This window comes from Thermus sp. 2.9 (genome assembly GCF_000794385.1).
Classification (GTDB): Bacteria; Deinococcota; Deinococci; order Deinococcales; family Thermaceae; genus Thermus; species Thermus thalpophilus.
Map to the genome: position 1 here is coordinate 15,458 of NZ_JTJB01000004.1, position 14,878 is coordinate 30,335.

Sequence of the window (14,878 nt, forward strand, 5' to 3'; positions counted from 1 at the left end):
GAAGCCCATGAAGGTTAGAGCCCACATGTCCATGCTCTTCCATCTGGACAAGTGCATCGGCTGCCACACCTGCTCCATCGCCTGCAAGAACCTGTGGACCGACCGCAAGGGCGCGGAGTACATGTGGTGGAACAACGTGGAAACGCGGCCTGGGGCCGGCTACCCCACGGGCTGGGAGGACCAGGACCGCTTCAAGGGGGGGTGGGCGTACAGGGATGGCCACCTGGACCTTAGGCTCCACTCCCGCGCCCAAGGCCTTTTCCGCCTTTTCTTCAACCCCGCTTTGCCTTCCTTGGATGACTACTACGAGCCTTATACCTTCCGTTACTCCGACCTTTTCACCGCCCCCGAAAGCGAGTACCAGCCCACGGCCATCCCCGTTTCCATGATCACCGGGGAGCCCATGACCCCCGAGACTGGGCCCAATTGGGACGATGACCTTGGAGGAAGCCCTCTCTACGCGCAGAACGATCCCAACCTCAAGGCCCTAGACCCTGAGGTGCGGGCGCAGCTTCAGGAGATTGAGGGGGTGGTCTTCCAATACCTGCCCCGGATCTGCAACCACTGCCTGAACCCCGCCTGCGTGGCCGCCTGCCCCAGCGGGGCCATCTACAAGCGGGCCGAAGACGGCGTGGTCCTGGTGAACGAGAACAAGTGCAAGGCCTGGCGGATGTGCGTGGCCGCTTGCCCCTACAAAAAGGTCTACTACAACTGGGCCACGGGCAAGAGCGAGAAGTGCATCCTCTGCTTCCCCCGGCTGGAAACCGGCCAGGCCCCGGCCTGCGCCCACTCCTGCGTGGGGCGGATCCGCTACATGGGGGTTTTGCTGTACGATGCCGACCGCATCCCCGAGGCGGCCATGGTGCCGGACGAGGAGCTGGTGGCCTCCCAGCTCTCCCTCATCCTGGACCCCTTTGACCCCGAGGTCATCGCCGCCGCCCAGGCGGAAGGGATAGACGAGAGTTGGATCAAGGCGGCCCAGAACTCGCCCATCTACAAGTTCGTCAAGGTCTGGCGGCTCGCCTTGCCCCTCCACCCCGAGTACCGCACCCTGGCCATGATGTTCTACGTCCCCCCCCTCTCCCCGGTGGTGGCCACGGTGGAGAAGGCCCTGCGGGCAAGCCAGGGCAATGGGGGCCTGGTGCGGCTGGACCTGCCGGAAACCGACCTGGACTTTGAGCTTTACGAAAGCCTGGAGAAGGCCCGCATGCCCGTGAAGTACCTGGCCAAGCTCTTCGCCGGCGGGAACGAGGCCCTCATCCTGCCCATCCTCAAGAAGATGCTGGCGGTGCGCATCCTCAAGCGGCAGGAGAGCCTCGAGGGCCGCCCCACGGAACGGGCGCTGCGGGTGCTGGCCGATGCGGGCCTCACCCTGGAGGAGGCCGAGGCCATCTACCGCCTCACCACCTTGCCCACCTTGGAGGAGCGGTTCGTCCTGCCCCCCTACCACCGGGAGATGGCCGCCGAGGTGTGGAAGGATCCGTTGGCCGCCAAGGGCGAGGCGGGTTTCGGCTACATCCAGCCGCCCCTGCGGGGGGAGTAGGGGGGAAGCATGCTGAGCCCCACCTTGTTGGAAACCCTGGCCCTGGCGTTGGACTACCCGGTGCCGGGGCGGCTTGAGGAGCTTTGGCGCCGCTGGATCGCGTGCCCGAGAAGCCCAGCCAAGCAGCGGCTGGAGCGCTTCCTGCGCCAGGTGGAAGACCTTTCCCTGGGCGAGTGGGAGGAGCTCTACACCCGTACCCTGGACCTCACCCCCACCACCGCGCCCTATGTGGGCTACGCCGCCTACGGGGAAAGCTACCAGCGGGGCGAGCTTTTGGCCTCTTTGGTGCGGGCTTACCGGGAGCTCGGCCTGGACCCGGGGAGCGAGCTTCCCGACCACCTGGCCAACGTCCTCCGCTACCTGGCCCGGAGCCAGGCTCCCCTGCCGGAACTTTTGGAGATCCTGCCCAAGGCGCTTTCCGAGATGCACCGCACCCTGAAGACCCTGGACGCCAAGAACCCCTACCTCCTGGTCCTCGAGGCCGTCCAGGAGGCCTTGCAGGGGGTCTTGTCGGGGAGGTGAAGGATGAGCTGGAACACCCTCCTTTTTGGCGTCTTTCCCTACATCGCCCTTACCCTGGCGGTGGCGGTCACCGCCTACCGCATGGTCTACCGGCCCTTTTCCGTTTCCGCCCAGTCCAGCCAGCTCCTGGAGCAAAAACGCCTCTTCTTCGGCTCCACCGCCATGCACTGGGGGCTGGTGATCGTCCTCCTGGGCCACCTCTTGGCCCTTCTGGTGCCCAAGGGGCTCCTCCTTTGGAACGCCGTGCCCCTGCGCCTTTACCTCCTGGAAATCACCGGGCTTGGCCTGGGGCTTTGGGCCCTTGCGGGCACCTACATCCTCCTTGCCCGCCGCATCGCCGTGGCCCGGGTGCGGGCGGCCTCCACCCCCATGGACTACCTGGTCTTGCTCCTGATCTTCCTCTCCGCCCTCACCGGGGTCCTCACCGCCCTGCTTTACCGCTACGGGAGCTACTGGTTCCCCGCGGTGATGACCCCTTACCTGTGGTCCGTCTTCACCCTCCAGCCTAGGCCGGAGCTCATTTTGGACCTGCCCTTTTGGACCAAGCTCCATGTGTTCAACTTCTGGCTCCTTTTGGCCCTCTTCCCCTTCTCCCGGCTGGTGCACATCATTACCGTGCCCTTGGGATACCTGGTGCGGCCTTGGCAGATCGTGATCTGGATTAGGAAGCTGGCGAGGTGAACCATGGTCCATGATCCTGCGCAACTGGAACGGGAAAAGCCGGACCGCCTCCGCGTCCTTTGGCTTTCCACCCTGGCCTTCACCCTGATGTTTGCCGTTTGGCTCATGTTCGGGGTGCTGGGCGTGCCCATCCGCAAGGAGTTTGGGCTCACGGACGTGCAGCTTTCCTGGCTTTCGGCGGTGGCCATCCTGAACGGCTCCTTGTGGCGGCTCCTGGCGGGCATCTTTGCCGACCGCTACGGGGGAAGGCTGGTCTTCACCCTGATGCTCTTCTTCACCGCCATCCCCGCCTACCTGGTGTCCCGCGCCGGAAGCTACGAGGAGCTCCTCCTTTACGCCTTCTTGGTGGGCTTCGCCGGGAACAGCTTCAGCGTGGGGATCGCCTGGAACTCCGCCTGGTTTCCCAAGGAGCAACAGGGCTTCGCCCTGGGGGTCTTCGGGGCGGGGAACGTGGGGGCCAGCGTCACTAAGTTCATCGGCCCCGCCCTCATTGCCAGCATCCCGCCCGCTGGGTACCTGGGGGGGCTCATCCCCGGGGGTTGGCGCTTCATCCCCTTCCTCTACAGCATCCTTCTGGTCCTCATGGGCCTGGTCCTGTGGTTCGGCACCCCCCGACAAGACAAGCGGCCGGGGCAGGGGCGGCCCCTCTTGGCGATGCTCAGGCCCCTCAGGTACGTGCGGGTCTGGCGCTTCAGCCTTTACTACGTGGTGGTCTTCGGCGCCTACGTGGCCTTGTCCTCCTGGCTGCCCAAGTACTACGTGGACGTCTTCGGCCTGCCCCTGCACGAAGCCGCGCTCCTCACCGCCCTTTTCATCTTCCCGGCGAGCCTCCTCCGCCCCGTGGGCGGTTATTTCTCTGACCACCTTGGGGCTCGGCGGGTCATGTACTGGACCTTCGGCATCATCCTCCTGGCCTCGGGAGTGCTCATGATGCCCGAAGGGCACATCGTTCTTTACACCAAGGAGGGGACCAAGGAGGTTATGCGGTTCACCATGAATGTCTGGCTCTTCACCCTTCTGGTCTTCCTCATCGGGGTGGGGATGGGCATCGGCAAGGCGGCGGTGTACAAGCACATCCCCACCTACTTCCCCCAGGACGTGGGCGCGGTGGGGGGGTTAGTGGGGATGCTCGGGGCGTTGGGAGGCTTCTTCCTGCCGCCCCTTTTCGCCTACACCCAGGCTTGGACGGGACTTCCCCAGACGACCTTTTTCGTGCTCTTCCTCCTCACCGCCCTCGCCTTCCTCTGGATGCACCTCACGGTGATCAAGCTGCTTCAGGAAGAGGCCAAGCACCTGCGGCACGAGTTTGAGCTGAAAGGAGACCGGCCATGACCAAGACCCTCAAGGACACCTGGCTGAAAGAGTGGAACCCAGAAGACCCCAAGCGCTGGGACCCCGCCTTGGCCTGGCGCACCCTTTGGATCACCACCTTCAACCTCACCCTCTCCTTCATCACCTGGTACGTGGTGAGCGCCCTGGTGGTGCGCTTGCCCAAGTCCGGCTTCCCCCTGGACACGACCCAGCTTTTCTGGCTCACCGCCATGCCAGGGCTGGCGGGGGGGACGTTGCGCATCGTTTGGACCTTCCTGCCCCCTATTTTGGGCACCCGGCACCTGGTCACCTTCTCCACCTTGCTCCTCCTGATTCCCCTTTTGGGCTGGGGCTTTGCCGTGCAAAACCCCCACACGCCGTATGGGGTTCTCCTTTTCCTCGCCTTCTTGGCGGGGATTGGCGGGGGGAACTTCTCCGGCTTCATGCCCTCCACCAGCTACTTCTTTCCCAAACGCCTGCAGGGAACGGCCTTGGGCTTGCAGGCGGGAATCGGTAACTTCGGGGTTTCCGTGGTCCAGTTCGTAACCCCTTGGATCATCGGTTTTGCGCTCTTCGGTTCCCTGCTGGGGGGCCCCCAGACCTTTACCCCTAAGCCTGGGGTCAGCCAGCCCATTTGGCTGCAAAACGCCACGTTTATCTGGATCCCCTTTGTTCTGGTGGGAGCCTGGCTCGCCTGGACCTTCTTGCGGAGCGTCCCGGTGCGGGCCAACTTCCGCGAGCAGTTTGACATCTTCCGCGACAAGCACACCTGGATCATGACCAGCCTCTACATCATGACCTTCGGCTCCTTCTCGGGGTTTTCCGCCATCTTCCCCTTGCTCATCCGGGAGGTCTACGGGAAGTTTGATGGCGCCCCCGATCCCCTGCGCTATGCCTTCCTTGGGCCCCTGGTGGGTTCCTTGGCCCGGGTGTTGGCTGGGCCCGTGAGCGACCGCTATGGCGGAGCCGTGGTGACCCAGGTTTCCGCCCTGGGCATCTTCCTATCCGCCCTCTTGGTCACCCTCTTCACCCGGCCGACTTCCTTGGAGCAGTTCCCCCTCTTTGTGCTGGCCATGCTCCTGGTCTTCTTCTTTAGCGGGGTGGGGAACGCCAGCACCTTCAAGCAGATGCCCATGATCTTCCCCCCGAGGCAGGCGGGGGGGGTGATCGGCTGGACGGCGGCCATCGCCGCTTATGGGCCCTTTATCTTCTCCACCCTGGCCGCTTACACCCAGAAGGCCACGGGGGGCTTTACCGCCTTCTTCTACGGCCTCATGGTCTTCTACGCCCTAAATCTCTTCCTAAACTGGTACTACTACGCCCGCAAGGGGGCGGAGAAGCCCTGCTGAGCCAAAGCCTACCCGGTGGGCCCCCGCCTTTGGCGGGGGCCTTGACCTGGGTCATGGCGAAGGAGGAGCCGATTTCGGGAAACTGGGGGCGCTATGGAGCTGGACGTGCGGAGCATACCCCCAAGGGAGCGGCACCCCCGGATCTTTGGCGTCTTTGACGGCCTGGCGCCGGGGGAGAGTTTCGTTTTGGTCAACGACCACGATCCTAAGCCCCTTTACTACCAGTTCCAGGCGGAGCGGCCCGGGGCCTTCGCCTGGGAGTACCTCGAGGCCGGCCCCGAGGTGTGGCGGGTGCGGATCACCCGGCGGTAGGAGGCGGTATGGTCCGGCCGGAGATGAAGGTGGCGGAGGTGCTGAAGCGCTGGCCCGAGCTCCTAGAAGTCTTTTTGGAGGCGAGCCCCGCCTTCCGCAAGCTCAAAAACCCCCTTCTGCGCCGGACCATGCCTAACCTCGTCACCGTGGCCCAGGCGGCGAGGATCGGGGGGCTTGCCCCGGAGGAGCTGGTGGCTAGGCTCAACCGCGCCTTGGGGGTGGAGGCCAACCCTTCTATGCCCCTGGCGGAGGAGAGCCTGGTGGGCACCCCGCCCCCGCCTGGCTTTCCGCCCCCGTGGGCTTCCATCTGGACGTGCGGCCCATCCTGGAAGGGGGAGGCGAACCCTTCCCAAACATCATGGCCGCCGCCAAGGAGGTGAAGCCGGGGAAGCGGCTCGTGCTGGAGGTCCTTTTTGAGCCTGTGCCCCTTTACCGGGTTTTGGCCAAGCAGGGCTTTTTGGCCTGGTGCGAAAAGCTCGGGGAGCGGCACTACCGGGCCCACTTCTACCGGCAAGGGGCGGAGGGGGGAATAGGGGGAGGTAAAGGGGTCGCCTCCCTCACCGAGGCCGACTGGGAAGCCTACCAGGCGGAGGTCTTCATTGAAGAGAACCTGGAGCCGCCCCTGCCCATGATGCGGGTCCTCGAGGCCCTGGCCGCTTTAAAGCCAGGGGAGAAGCTCTTGGTCCACCACGTGCGCCGCCCCGTCCACCTCCTGGCCCGCTTGGAGGAGGAGGGGCACGCCTACGCCCTAAAGGACCTGGGCCCGGGGCGGGTGGAGCTCCTCATCCGCAAGGGGGGGTAATGGGCTTTTGGCACTTCCTCTTCGTGCGGGCCGCCCTCCTTTACCTGGTTTACACCGCCTTGTTGGGCACCCTTTTTTACCTCTTCCCAAGCCTCGTGGGCCCCTTTCGCCCAAGCCACGTGCACGCCGGGCTCGTGGGCTTCTTCTTGCAGATGGTCATGGGCGTGGCCTACTGGATGATGCCCAGGCCCGGGGGGCTAAGGCAGGACCGCCTCGAGGCCCTCACCTTTTTCCTCCTCAACGCCGGGCTTCTCCTGCGCCTTTTCCTGGAGCCCCTTTACCTCATGGGCCACGCCCAAGCCCGGCCTTGGCTTGGCCTTTCCGGCGCCCTCCAGCTTCTTGCCACCCTGGTCTTCGCCCACGCCATGACCAAGCGGGTGGTGACGGCGGATATGCTGAGAAAAATGCGCGAGGAGCGGGAAAGGAGGGGGATATGAGCGCCGTGGAGGTGGAGGCGTTGGTCCTGGACCTGCCCCCCTTGCCCGAGGAGGTCTTCCAGGACCTCCTCGCCTTCGGGGGGCTTACCGAGGAGGCCAAGCGGGCCATGCGCCTGGATGCGGAAAAGCTTCTGGAGGGCGCCGCTTCCTTTGTGGCCCTGGTGTACGACCACCTGAGCCGCCACCCGGGCACCGCCAAGGCTTTGGGCTGGGAAGGGCGGGTGCCGGAGGAAGAGCTTTACCTGAGGCGGGCTTTCTTCGCCGCCTGGCTCGCCCGCACCCTGGGGGTGGACACCTCGGCGGAGTTCGCCCGGGAGGTGTACCGGGCGGGGCTCTGGCACGGGGGCCTGGGGCCCAAGGGGGCCCACATTCCCCCGGAGTACGTGGGGCTTTCCTTCGCCCAGGTGGGGCGGTACGTGGCGGAAAGGGTGCGGGACGTGCGCCCTTGGCTCGCATACCTTTCTGCCCAGGAAGAGGTGATGCGCAAGGGGTTTGACGCCGCCTTGGCGCTTCGGGAAGGGGGGGTTTCCGTCCGCTTCCAGGCCTTGGGCCTGGCCCAGCCCGCCTTGCCCAAGCCCCTTTCCCTGCGGGCTCTAAGCGTGGAGGAAGCCTTGCGCAAGGTGTATGCCGCCCTTCCTGCCCTAAGGGACGTTTCCCTGGAGCCCCTCTTCGCCGAGGAGGCGGTGGGCCTATGGTTGGAGCCCAAGACGCTTTGGCGCCTCCGTCCCCGCTTTGCCGTCCTCCTAAACGGCCGGGATGTCCGCTACCTCCAGGGTCTGGCCACCCCCTTGGCCGAGGGAGACACCCTCACCCTCCTGCCCCCCGGGCGCTAGCCATGACTTGGGTTATGGCCAAGCCCCCCTGGGCCCCTCAGGATTAGGGCATGGTGGCGACCGTCCACACCCGGGTCATCCCCTTGGCCGTTCCCGCCGGGTTCATCTTTCTGGGGGAAGCCTTTCTCCTTTGGGGGGCTTGGCTTTGGGTCCTCCACCCGGAGGCCTTCCTCGTGCCCCGGCACCCTTTGGGCCTGGCGGGGGCCCACCTGTACCTCCTGGGCTTTGGGGTGGGGGTGCTCCTTGGGGCCATGCACCAGCTCTTGCCGGTAGTGCTGGAAGCGCCCCTCTACCGCCCGGCCCTCGGCTACCCGGTGATGGCCCTTTGGGCCTTGGGGGTGGTCCTCTTGGCCCTGGGCTTTGCCCGGCTGCCGGTCCTTGTCCCCTTGGGCGGGGGGCTAGCCCTTCTCGCCCTCCTCCTTTTCGCCTACCACGCTTACCGGACCTTCCGCCTTGCCCCGCGCTGGAACCGGGTGGCCACCGCTTTGGCCTGGGTGGTCTTCTACCTGCTCCTCACCCCCCTCTTGGGCCTGGTCCAGGCCCTTTCCCTCCGCTATGGCTTCTACGACCCCGAGCGCTTGGCGTGGCACCTCCTTGCCGGGCTGGGCGGGGTTTTCCTCCTTTCCATCCTGGGGGTGGGGTACAAGCTGGTTTCCATGTTCACCCTCACCCACGGGGTGGACGAGGGGGTCTTGGGGCTTTTGCTTTGGGCCGCCAACCTGGGGCTTTGGGGGTTGGCCCTGGGGGAGAGGCTGGGGTACGGCCTCCTTCTCCTGGCCTACGGCCTTGCCCTCTACGACACCTATCGGATCCTCAAGCACCGCATGAAGCGCGCCCTGGACATCGGGGTGCGGCACTACCTGGCGGGGCTTGGCTTTTTGGGCCTTGCCCTTCTGGCCCTCCCCTTTAAACCGGTGTGGGCCGCCCTCTGGTTCGCCCTGGGTTTTGTGGGCCTGGCGGTGAGCGGGATGCTTTACAAAATCCTTCCCTTTTTGGTCTGGACCCACCGCTACGCCCCTAGGGCGGGGAAGGAGCGGGTGCCCCTCCTCAAGGAGATGCTCCCGGAGGGGCTCGGGTACCTGGCAGGGGGGCTTTGGGCGGTGGGGGCGCTTCTTTTCCCCGTCCTGCCCCAAGCGGCCTGGGGGGTGGCCGTGGGAGCGGCGGTGCACGCCTACGCTCTTTGGGAGGTGATGCGGCGGTGAGCCTGGAAACGCAAGCCTGGAACCTGCTCAAGACGGTGTACGACCCGGAGCTGGGCCTGGACGTGGTCAACCTGGGCCTCGTTTACGAGCTCAGGGTGGAGCCTCCCGAGGCCTTTGTGCGCATGACCCTCACCACCCCCGGCTGCCCCCTGCACGACAGCCTGGGGGAGGCGGTGCGGCGGGCCTTGTCCGCCCTTCCGGGGGTGGAGGAGGTGCGGGTGGAGCTCACCTTTGACCCGCCCTGGACCCCGGCGAGGCTTTCCCCGGAGGCAAGGCGGCTTTTGGGCTGGGACTAGGGGGTGGTCTCGAGGCCCTCCCCCGCCATCATCCGAAGGAAAGCCGCCACCACCTCGGGGTCAAACTGCTTGCCCGCTTGCTCCTTTAGGTAGGCCAGGGCCCTTTCCCGGGGCCAGGCCTTGCGGTAGGGGCGGTCGGAGGTGAGGGCGTCGTATACGTCCACCACGGCGAAGATGCGGGCGGAAAGGGGGATTTCCAGCCCCTTTAGCCCCCGGGGGTACCCCGAGCCGTCCCAGCGCTCGTGGTGGCAGTAGGGGATTTCCAGGGCCTTCTTCAGGAAGGGGATGCCGGAAAGCCACTCGTGGGCGTAGACCGGGTGCAGCCGCATCACCCCCCACTCCTCCTCCGTCAAGGGGCCCGGCTTTAGCAGGATGGCGTCGGGGATGGCGATTTTGCCCACGTCGTGCAGGATGGCCCCGCGCCTTATGTGGTCCAGGTCCTCCTCGGGCACGCCCAGGGCCCGGGCCAGGCGCAGGGTGAGCTCCGTGACCCGCTCCGTGTGCCCGGCGGTTTCCTGGTCGCGGAGCTCCACCGCCTTGGCCCAGCCCAAGAGGGTGAGCTCGTAGGCGGCTTCCAGCTCCCTTTGGCTTTTCTGAAGCTCCCGCAGCGTCTGTATGCTGTCCAGGGCCAAGGCGCTTTGCCCCACCAAGGCTTCTAAGAACTCCTCCTCGTCTGGAGAGAGGTCCCAGGGTCTGCGGGTAAAGACGGCGAGGACGCCGAGGAGCTTGCCCCGGGCCAGGAGCGGGTAGGCCCTTTCTGAGACCAGGGCCTCCTGCCGCGTGAACGCTGGGTGGCTTCCGGGTTCCTTTTCCAGGTCGTCCACCGCCACTTTTTCGCCCAAAAGGGCGGCCCGTCCCACGTGGCCCTGGCCCAGCCGGAGGCTTCGGGGAGCGAAGGCCTTGGGATTACGGAAGCCTCGGCTTGCGCTGAAAACAAGGGCCTTCTCCTCGGGCTTATAAAGGAAGAATGCGGCGGCGTCCACGGGAAGGAGGAAGATCTTGTCCAGAAGAACCTCGAGGCTCGGAGCAAGGTCCAAGGAAGCCAGGATGGCTTGGTCTATGGCCCGCAGGGCCTCCAGCTGTTCCACTCGCTGGGCAAGCTTCCGCCTTAGGTTAGCCCGGCGCACGGCGTTGCCCATGGCCTCGGCGATGAGCTGGGCCCGTTCCACCTCCGCCGGGGTGGGGGTGCGGGGGTGGGGCCAGGCCAAGGTCAGGGCCCCGATGGGCTCCGTGCCGGCCAGGATGGGGACCACCACCCCGCTAAAGCCCTCGGGCACCAAGGGCTTGGCCCCTGGGCGCACCCGGGGATCGTTCTTGAGGTCGGGGCTCACCACCACCTCCCCTTGGAAAGCCCGGGCCACCATGCCCTCCTCGGCCAAGGTGGGGGGCGTGGGGATATGCTTGAGCCAGCCCCGGCTCGCCGCCTCCTCCAGCCGCCCCGTATCCCGGTCGTAGAGAAGGATGCTCCCCACGGGGGCCTCCAGGGCGCCCAAGGCGGCGTCCAGGGCGTGTTCCATCATTTCCTTTAGGTCCTCGCTTCGCCGCAGGGCGAGGCTCACCCGGGCGAAGGCTTCCAGGGCCAGTTCCTTCTCCTTGGCCTCGGTGATGTCCAACCCCACCCCCAGGATGGCGGGCTTGCCCATCACCTCCACCCGGGCGGCGGAGTAGTCCAGCCAGCGCACCTCGCCCCCTTTGGCCAGGATGCGGAAAGCGTAGCGCGCGGGAGGGTTTTCCCCCCTTAGGCGGGCCAGGCCCCGGTTTCGCACCGTTTCCCGGTCGGCGGGGTGGACCAACTCCCAGATGGGTCGGGAGGCGAGCTCCTCCGGGGTATACCCGGTGGTTTCCGTGACCATGGGGTTGGCGAAGACCAGGCGAGCGCTTTCCGGGCCCTCGAGGCTTTCCAGTTGCCAAAGGAGGATGAGGGCGGGGGCGGTTTCCGCTAGGGTGCGGAAGCGGGTTTCTTGCTCCACCTCCTGGCTCACGTCGTAGGTGTAGCCGGTGAGGAGGCGGGTCTCGGGGTCAAAGACCAGGGTGTCCCGCAGCCAGACCCAGGTCTTCCTTTTCCCGTGGAGAAAGCGGTAGGTGTAGACCTGAACCTTGCCGGGTTCGGCTACCGCGCGCCGGACGGTTTCCTCTAGCCCTGCCCGGTCCTCGGGATGGACTTTTTGGAAGTAGAAGGCGGGGTCTTGCAGGAGGCTTTCTGCCAGATAGCCGAAGAGGGTTTCCGACTGGGGGCTAGCGTAGAAGAGGGGAGCGTAGGCGGGGTCCTGGCCTTCCGTCACCCGGGCCTGGTAGACCACGCCCGGGAGGGCTTCTAGAACGCCTTTAAATCGGCTCCGCTCCTCTTCTATTTCCGTCTCGTCCATGACGTTCAGGACGATGCCTTGGACAGTAGGATCCCGCAGGAGGTTCTTCCCCCAGACCCGCACCACCCGCGCCCTTCCCCAGCCGTCCAGGATGCGCAGGCGGTACTCCCGTACCTCCCCGGGGTGGCGGAGGAGGTCTTCCAGGGCCGCCTCGGCGTAGGGGCGGTCCTCGGGGTGGACGAAGTCCAGGACGCGGAGGTTCTGGCGGGTATGGCCCAGGGGGTCGTAGTTTAGGACCTGGCCCACGTTGGGGGAGACGTAGCGGATGTGGCCTTCTCGGTCCAGGAGGTAGATGAGCTCGCGGCTGTTTTCTAGAAGGGTTCGGAAGCGCTCTTCCGATGTTTTCCAAGATTGGAGGTTCCTTTGCCACTTACGCTCAAAGGCCTGGGTCAAAAAGAGGATGAGTCCGCCAGAAAGGAGGACAAAGACCAATCCCTTGACGCTTTGCCAGAAGGTGAGCGCCTGGGGTGAGGGGGCGAGGTTAAGGAGAAGCCGGTCGCTTCCCAAAATCCAGGCCAAGGAAAGGAGAAGGTAAGCAAAGGCGATTTTCCAAGGATCAGGGAGCCTCACCTTTCCTCAGAGTATAGGGGAGAAGGCCTTCCGAGAAGGTAGCCCTGGCCCAGGCGGAAGCCTAGGGCTTTCAGGTAGGCCAGGGTGGCCTCGTCCTCAATGCCCTCGGCGATGGCCTCGAGGCCCAGGGCCTGGGCCAGGGCCAAGACGGCCCCCACCACCCGGGCGGCGGGGCTTTGGGGGTCTGGGGGGCTGCCCAGGGCTTGGGTGAAGGCCTGGCCCAGCTTGAGCCCATCCACGGGCAGGGTGGAAAGGCGCTCTAGGCTGGAGTGGCCGCTGCCGAAGTCGTCCAAAAAGACCTTGACCCCAAGGGCACGAAGCACCTTTAGGCTTTGCGTGGCGTCCCGGCCTCGCTCGTCGGGGATGAGGGTGGACTCCGTCACCTCCAGGACCAGGGCGGGCGGGGGAAGGCCCGTGTCCTCGAGGACCTGGGCCACCTGGGCGGGATAAGACGGGTCTAGAAGCTCCTGCGGGCTCACGTTCACGTGCACGGGCAGGCCGTGCCTCGCCTGCTCCTCGCAGGCCCGCCTGAGCACGAAGCGGCCCAAGGCCCCCATGAGGCGGTGGCGCTCGGCGAGGGGGATGAATTCGCCCGGCGGGGCGAGGCGCCAGCGCAGGAGGGCTTCCATGGCCACGGGCTTGCCGGCCTCCAGGTCCACGATGGGCTGGTAGGCGAGGTTAAGCCCTTCTTCCCGCTCCAGGTCCTGCCTCAGGGCTTCCACAAGCTCCATCTCCCGCCTCAGGGCCTCTTGCAGGTGGGCTTCAAAAAAGGCTAGGCGGTCTTTCCCCTCCCCCTTGGCCCGGTAGAGGGCCAGGTCCGCCCGTTGCAAGAGCTCCCCCGGGGAAAGCCCGGGTGCGCCCAGGACCAGGCCGATGGAGGTGGTGAGGTGGTAGACCCGTTCCTGCAAGGGGATGGGGAGGCGCACCACCTCAAGAAGCCTCTCGGCCACGGCCACCGCCTCCTCGGGGCCCTTGAGGTGGGTGAGGAGGACCAAGAACTCGTCCCCTCCCTGCCGGGCCACCAGGTCCCGGGGGCGCAAGCTGGCCCGCAAGCGGGCAGCCACCACCCGAAGCGCTTCGTCCCCGGCGGCGTGGCCGTCCAGGTCGTTCACCAGCTTGAGCCCATCCAGGTCCAGGTAGAGGAGGGCTAGGCTCTCAGGGTCTTCCTGGAGGGCCTGGGCCAGCTTTTCCAGGAAGAAGAGGCGGTTGGGAAGGCCCGTGAGGGGGTCGTGGTAGGCCAGGTGGTGGAGCCGCCCCTCTAGCTCCATCCGCCTTAGAAGGAGGCCCAGCTGGCTGGCAAAGGCCTGGGCCAGCTCCCGGTCTAAAGGGGTAAAAGCGTCTTCCCGCTCAAAGTTGTCCAGGTACAAAAAGGCCTTCCGCTCCCCCGCCAAGAAGACGGGCACGGAGAGGATGGCCTTGATCTCCCCAATGCGGCCCGCTTCCTCCATCACCCGCCGCCTTTCGGGGTCCAAGCGGGCGTTGAAGCGGGCGAGTTCCCGCCAGGTGAAGACCTGGGCGGTCTGGTGCCCGGTGAGGGAAAGGGGCTCTTCCGGCCGCAGGCAGACCTGGCGCAGGGCTCTAAGGTCGTAGCCCCTGGCCGCCACGAAGTGGTAGCACCCGTCCTCCATGAGCACGGTGACGCTTCCCGCTTGGGCGCTCGGGATGGTGTCCAAGGCGGCGTCCAGGATGAGGCCGAAAATGGAGTCGGAAAGCCCCTCGGCCATGAGGGTTTCGTAGATGCGGAGGAGGTTTTTGCGGAAGGCGTTCCAGCGCCGCTCCCGGGCCTCCGCCTCCTCCCGTTCCGTCACGTCCACGCCCAGGGCCAGGACCTCGAGGGCCACGCCCCCCGGCCCCGGCACCGCCACCAGGGTCCAGGCCACGGCCCGCTCTCCCCGTGCGAAGTGGGTTTTGGGGGAGCCGGGGCTGGCCAAGGCGTTCCCTAGCGGGAGCGAAACCCCTTGGGGAAAGGCCTGCCTTAGGGCTTGGTTGGCGTGGAGAAGCCTGCCTTCCGGGGAGAGCCGGGCCAGGTAAAAGGGGGAGGCCTCCACCAAAAAGCCGAGCCAGCGGGCCCGCTCCCACAGCTCCAAGGTCTGCGCCAGGGCCTCGGCGAGGAGGCGGAGAAGGGCCTCCTCCTCCTGGGTGAACTGCCTCTCCCGAAGGCAGTCGTCCACGCCCAAAAAGCCCCAAAGCCTCCCCTCCACGAAGATGGGCACCACCAGGAGGCTTTGGATCTCTTGGGCCAGGAGAAGGGGCTGCTCTTCTTGGGGAAAGGCGGCCACGGGCCCGCCCACGCTCTGGTTGGCCAAAAAGCGCCTCAACCAGCGCCCGTACCCCGCCTCCTCCATGGGCAGGTCCTGGAGGGCGGGGTTTTGGATCTGCGGGCTCACCCCCTCCCCGGCCCACTCGGCGAGCTGGCTCGTGTACCAGGTGCCTTGGCGCTCCTCCAAGCGGAAGAGGTAGGCCCGGTGGGCCTTGAGCGCCTGGGCCACGCCCTCCAGGGCTTGGGGAAGCCCCGTTAATCCCTGGCGTAACAGGGGCAATAGCGCCTGGGGCAGGTGGGTGCCCGGTGGAGAGCCCATGGCTAGACCGGGAGCATTTTACCCCAACCCCCCCAGGAGACCACCCGGTTCCAAAGAAGAGGACCCAGAGGTCTT

General features: G+C 66.0%; 12 protein-coding genes and 1 pseudogene. 11 read left to right on the forward strand and 2 right to left on the reverse strand.

All coding sequences use genetic code 11. The annotated features are described in order from the left end of the window. Positions 1 to 7: 7 nt before the first annotated feature. The 11 genes and pseudogenes from narH (at position 8) to QT17_RS03450 (ending at position 9,288) form a co-directional block, all read left to right on the forward strand. Positions 8 to 1,543: a nitrate reductase subunit beta gene (gene narH, locus QT17_RS03400; RefSeq protein WP_039456342.1), complete on the forward strand. Its 1,536-nt coding sequence runs from the start codon at positions 8 to 10 to the stop codon at positions 1,541 to 1,543. A 9-nt stretch (positions 1,544 to 1,552) separates the two neighbouring features. Beyond that, the gene (locus QT17_RS03405) at positions 1,553 to 2,065 is read left to right on the forward strand and encodes a nitrate reductase molybdenum cofactor assembly chaperone (protein WP_039456345.1); all 513 of its coding nucleotides are present in this window, start codon (positions 1,553 to 1,555) and stop codon (positions 2,063 to 2,065) included. 3 nt (positions 2,066 to 2,068) lie between these two features. Then, positions 2,069 to 2,746, forward strand: a complete 678-nt coding sequence (narI, locus tag QT17_RS03410; protein ID WP_039456348.1) for a respiratory nitrate reductase subunit gamma — start codon at positions 2,069 to 2,071, stop codon at positions 2,744 to 2,746. A 3-nt stretch (positions 2,747 to 2,749) separates the two neighbouring features. Continuing rightward, positions 2,750 to 4,078, forward strand: a complete 1,329-nt coding sequence (locus tag QT17_RS03415; RefSeq protein WP_039456351.1) for a nitrate/nitrite transporter — start codon at positions 2,750 to 2,752, stop codon at positions 4,076 to 4,078. Further along, complete coding sequence (locus tag QT17_RS03420) at positions 4,075 to 5,406, forward strand: MFS transporter (RefSeq protein WP_039456354.1); 1,332 nt, start codon at positions 4,075 to 4,077, stop codon at positions 5,404 to 5,406. The genes QT17_RS03415 and QT17_RS03420 overlap by 4 nt, the downstream gene beginning before the upstream one ends. 93 nt (positions 5,407 to 5,499) lie before the next feature. After that, a complete protein-coding gene (locus tag QT17_RS03425; RefSeq protein WP_039456357.1) occupies positions 5,500 to 5,718 on the forward strand; it encodes a DUF2249 domain-containing protein in 219 nt (72 codons plus the stop codon). Positions 5,719 to 5,741: 23 nt separating this feature from the next. Then, positions 5,742 to 6,520: pseudogene (locus QT17_RS03430) on the forward strand (DUF2249 domain-containing protein). Then, positions 6,520 to 6,957, forward strand: coding sequence for a hypothetical protein (locus QT17_RS03435; protein WP_039456359.1), 438 nt, complete (start codon positions 6,520 to 6,522; stop codon positions 6,955 to 6,957). Before QT17_RS03430 ends, QT17_RS03435 begins: the two are co-directional and overlap by 1 nt. After that, positions 6,954 to 7,790, forward strand: a complete 837-nt coding sequence (locus QT17_RS03440) for a protoglobin domain-containing protein (protein ID WP_039456361.1) — start codon at positions 6,954 to 6,956, stop codon at positions 7,788 to 7,790. Before QT17_RS03435 ends, QT17_RS03440 begins: the two co-directional genes overlap by 4 nt. Before the next feature lie 50 nt (positions 7,791 to 7,840). Then, entirely contained in the window at positions 7,841 to 8,992 is a 1,152-nt protein-coding gene (locus tag QT17_RS03445; RefSeq protein WP_039456364.1) for a hypothetical protein, read from the forward strand. Then, complete coding sequence (locus QT17_RS03450; RefSeq protein WP_039456366.1) at positions 8,989 to 9,288, forward strand: metal-sulfur cluster assembly factor; 300 nt, start codon at positions 8,989 to 8,991, stop codon at positions 9,286 to 9,288. The genes QT17_RS03445 and QT17_RS03450 overlap by 4 nt, the downstream gene beginning before the upstream one ends. On the opposite strand, the gene QT17_RS03455 is transcribed toward QT17_RS03450, so the two are convergent. Together QT17_RS03455 and QT17_RS14825 are read right to left on the reverse strand one after the other, a co-directional pair. Further along, positions 9,285 to 12,224, reverse strand: a complete 2,940-nt coding sequence (locus QT17_RS03455; protein WP_039456369.1) for an HD domain-containing phosphohydrolase — start codon at positions 12,222 to 12,224, stop codon at positions 9,285 to 9,287. The two genes, QT17_RS03450 and QT17_RS03455, sit on opposite strands and share 4 nt — an antisense overlap. Beyond that, entirely contained in the window at positions 12,221 to 14,803 is a 2,583-nt protein-coding gene (locus QT17_RS14825) for an EAL domain-containing protein (protein WP_039456371.1), read from the reverse strand. Before QT17_RS14825 ends, QT17_RS03455 begins: the two co-directional genes overlap by 4 nt. Between the last annotated feature and the right edge of the window lie 75 nt (positions 14,804 to 14,878).

Bases quoted from the DNA above. Each gene is read 5' to 3' on its own strand.
- QT17_RS03420 (WP_039456354.1), top strand. From the start codon at position 4,075: ATGACCAAGACCCTCAAGGACACCTGGCTGAAAGAGTGGAACCCAGAA.
- QT17_RS03445 (WP_039456364.1), top strand. From the start codon at position 7,841: ATGGTGGCGACCGTCCACACCCGGGTCATCCCCTTGGCCGTTCCCGCC.
- narH (WP_039456342.1), top strand. From the start codon at position 8: ATGAAGGTTAGAGCCCACATGTCCATGCTCTTCCATCTGGACAAGTGC.
- QT17_RS03415 (WP_039456351.1), top strand. From the start codon at position 2,750: ATGGTCCATGATCCTGCGCAACTGGAACGGGAAAAGCCGGACCGCCTC.
- QT17_RS14825 (WP_039456371.1), bottom strand. From the start codon at position 14,803: ATGGGCTCTCCACCGGGCACCCACCTGCCCCAGGCGCTATTGCCCCTG.
- QT17_RS03435 (WP_039456359.1), top strand. From the start codon at position 6,520: ATGGGCTTTTGGCACTTCCTCTTCGTGCGGGCCGCCCTCCTTTACCTG.
- QT17_RS03440 (WP_039456361.1), top strand. From the start codon at position 6,954: ATGAGCGCCGTGGAGGTGGAGGCGTTGGTCCTGGACCTGCCCCCCTTG.
- QT17_RS03425 (WP_039456357.1), top strand. From the start codon at position 5,500: ATGGAGCTGGACGTGCGGAGCATACCCCCAAGGGAGCGGCACCCCCGG.
- narI (WP_039456348.1), top strand. From the start codon at position 2,069: ATGAGCTGGAACACCCTCCTTTTTGGCGTCTTTCCCTACATCGCCCTT.
- QT17_RS03405 (WP_039456345.1), top strand. From the start codon at position 1,553: ATGCTGAGCCCCACCTTGTTGGAAACCCTGGCCCTGGCGTTGGACTAC.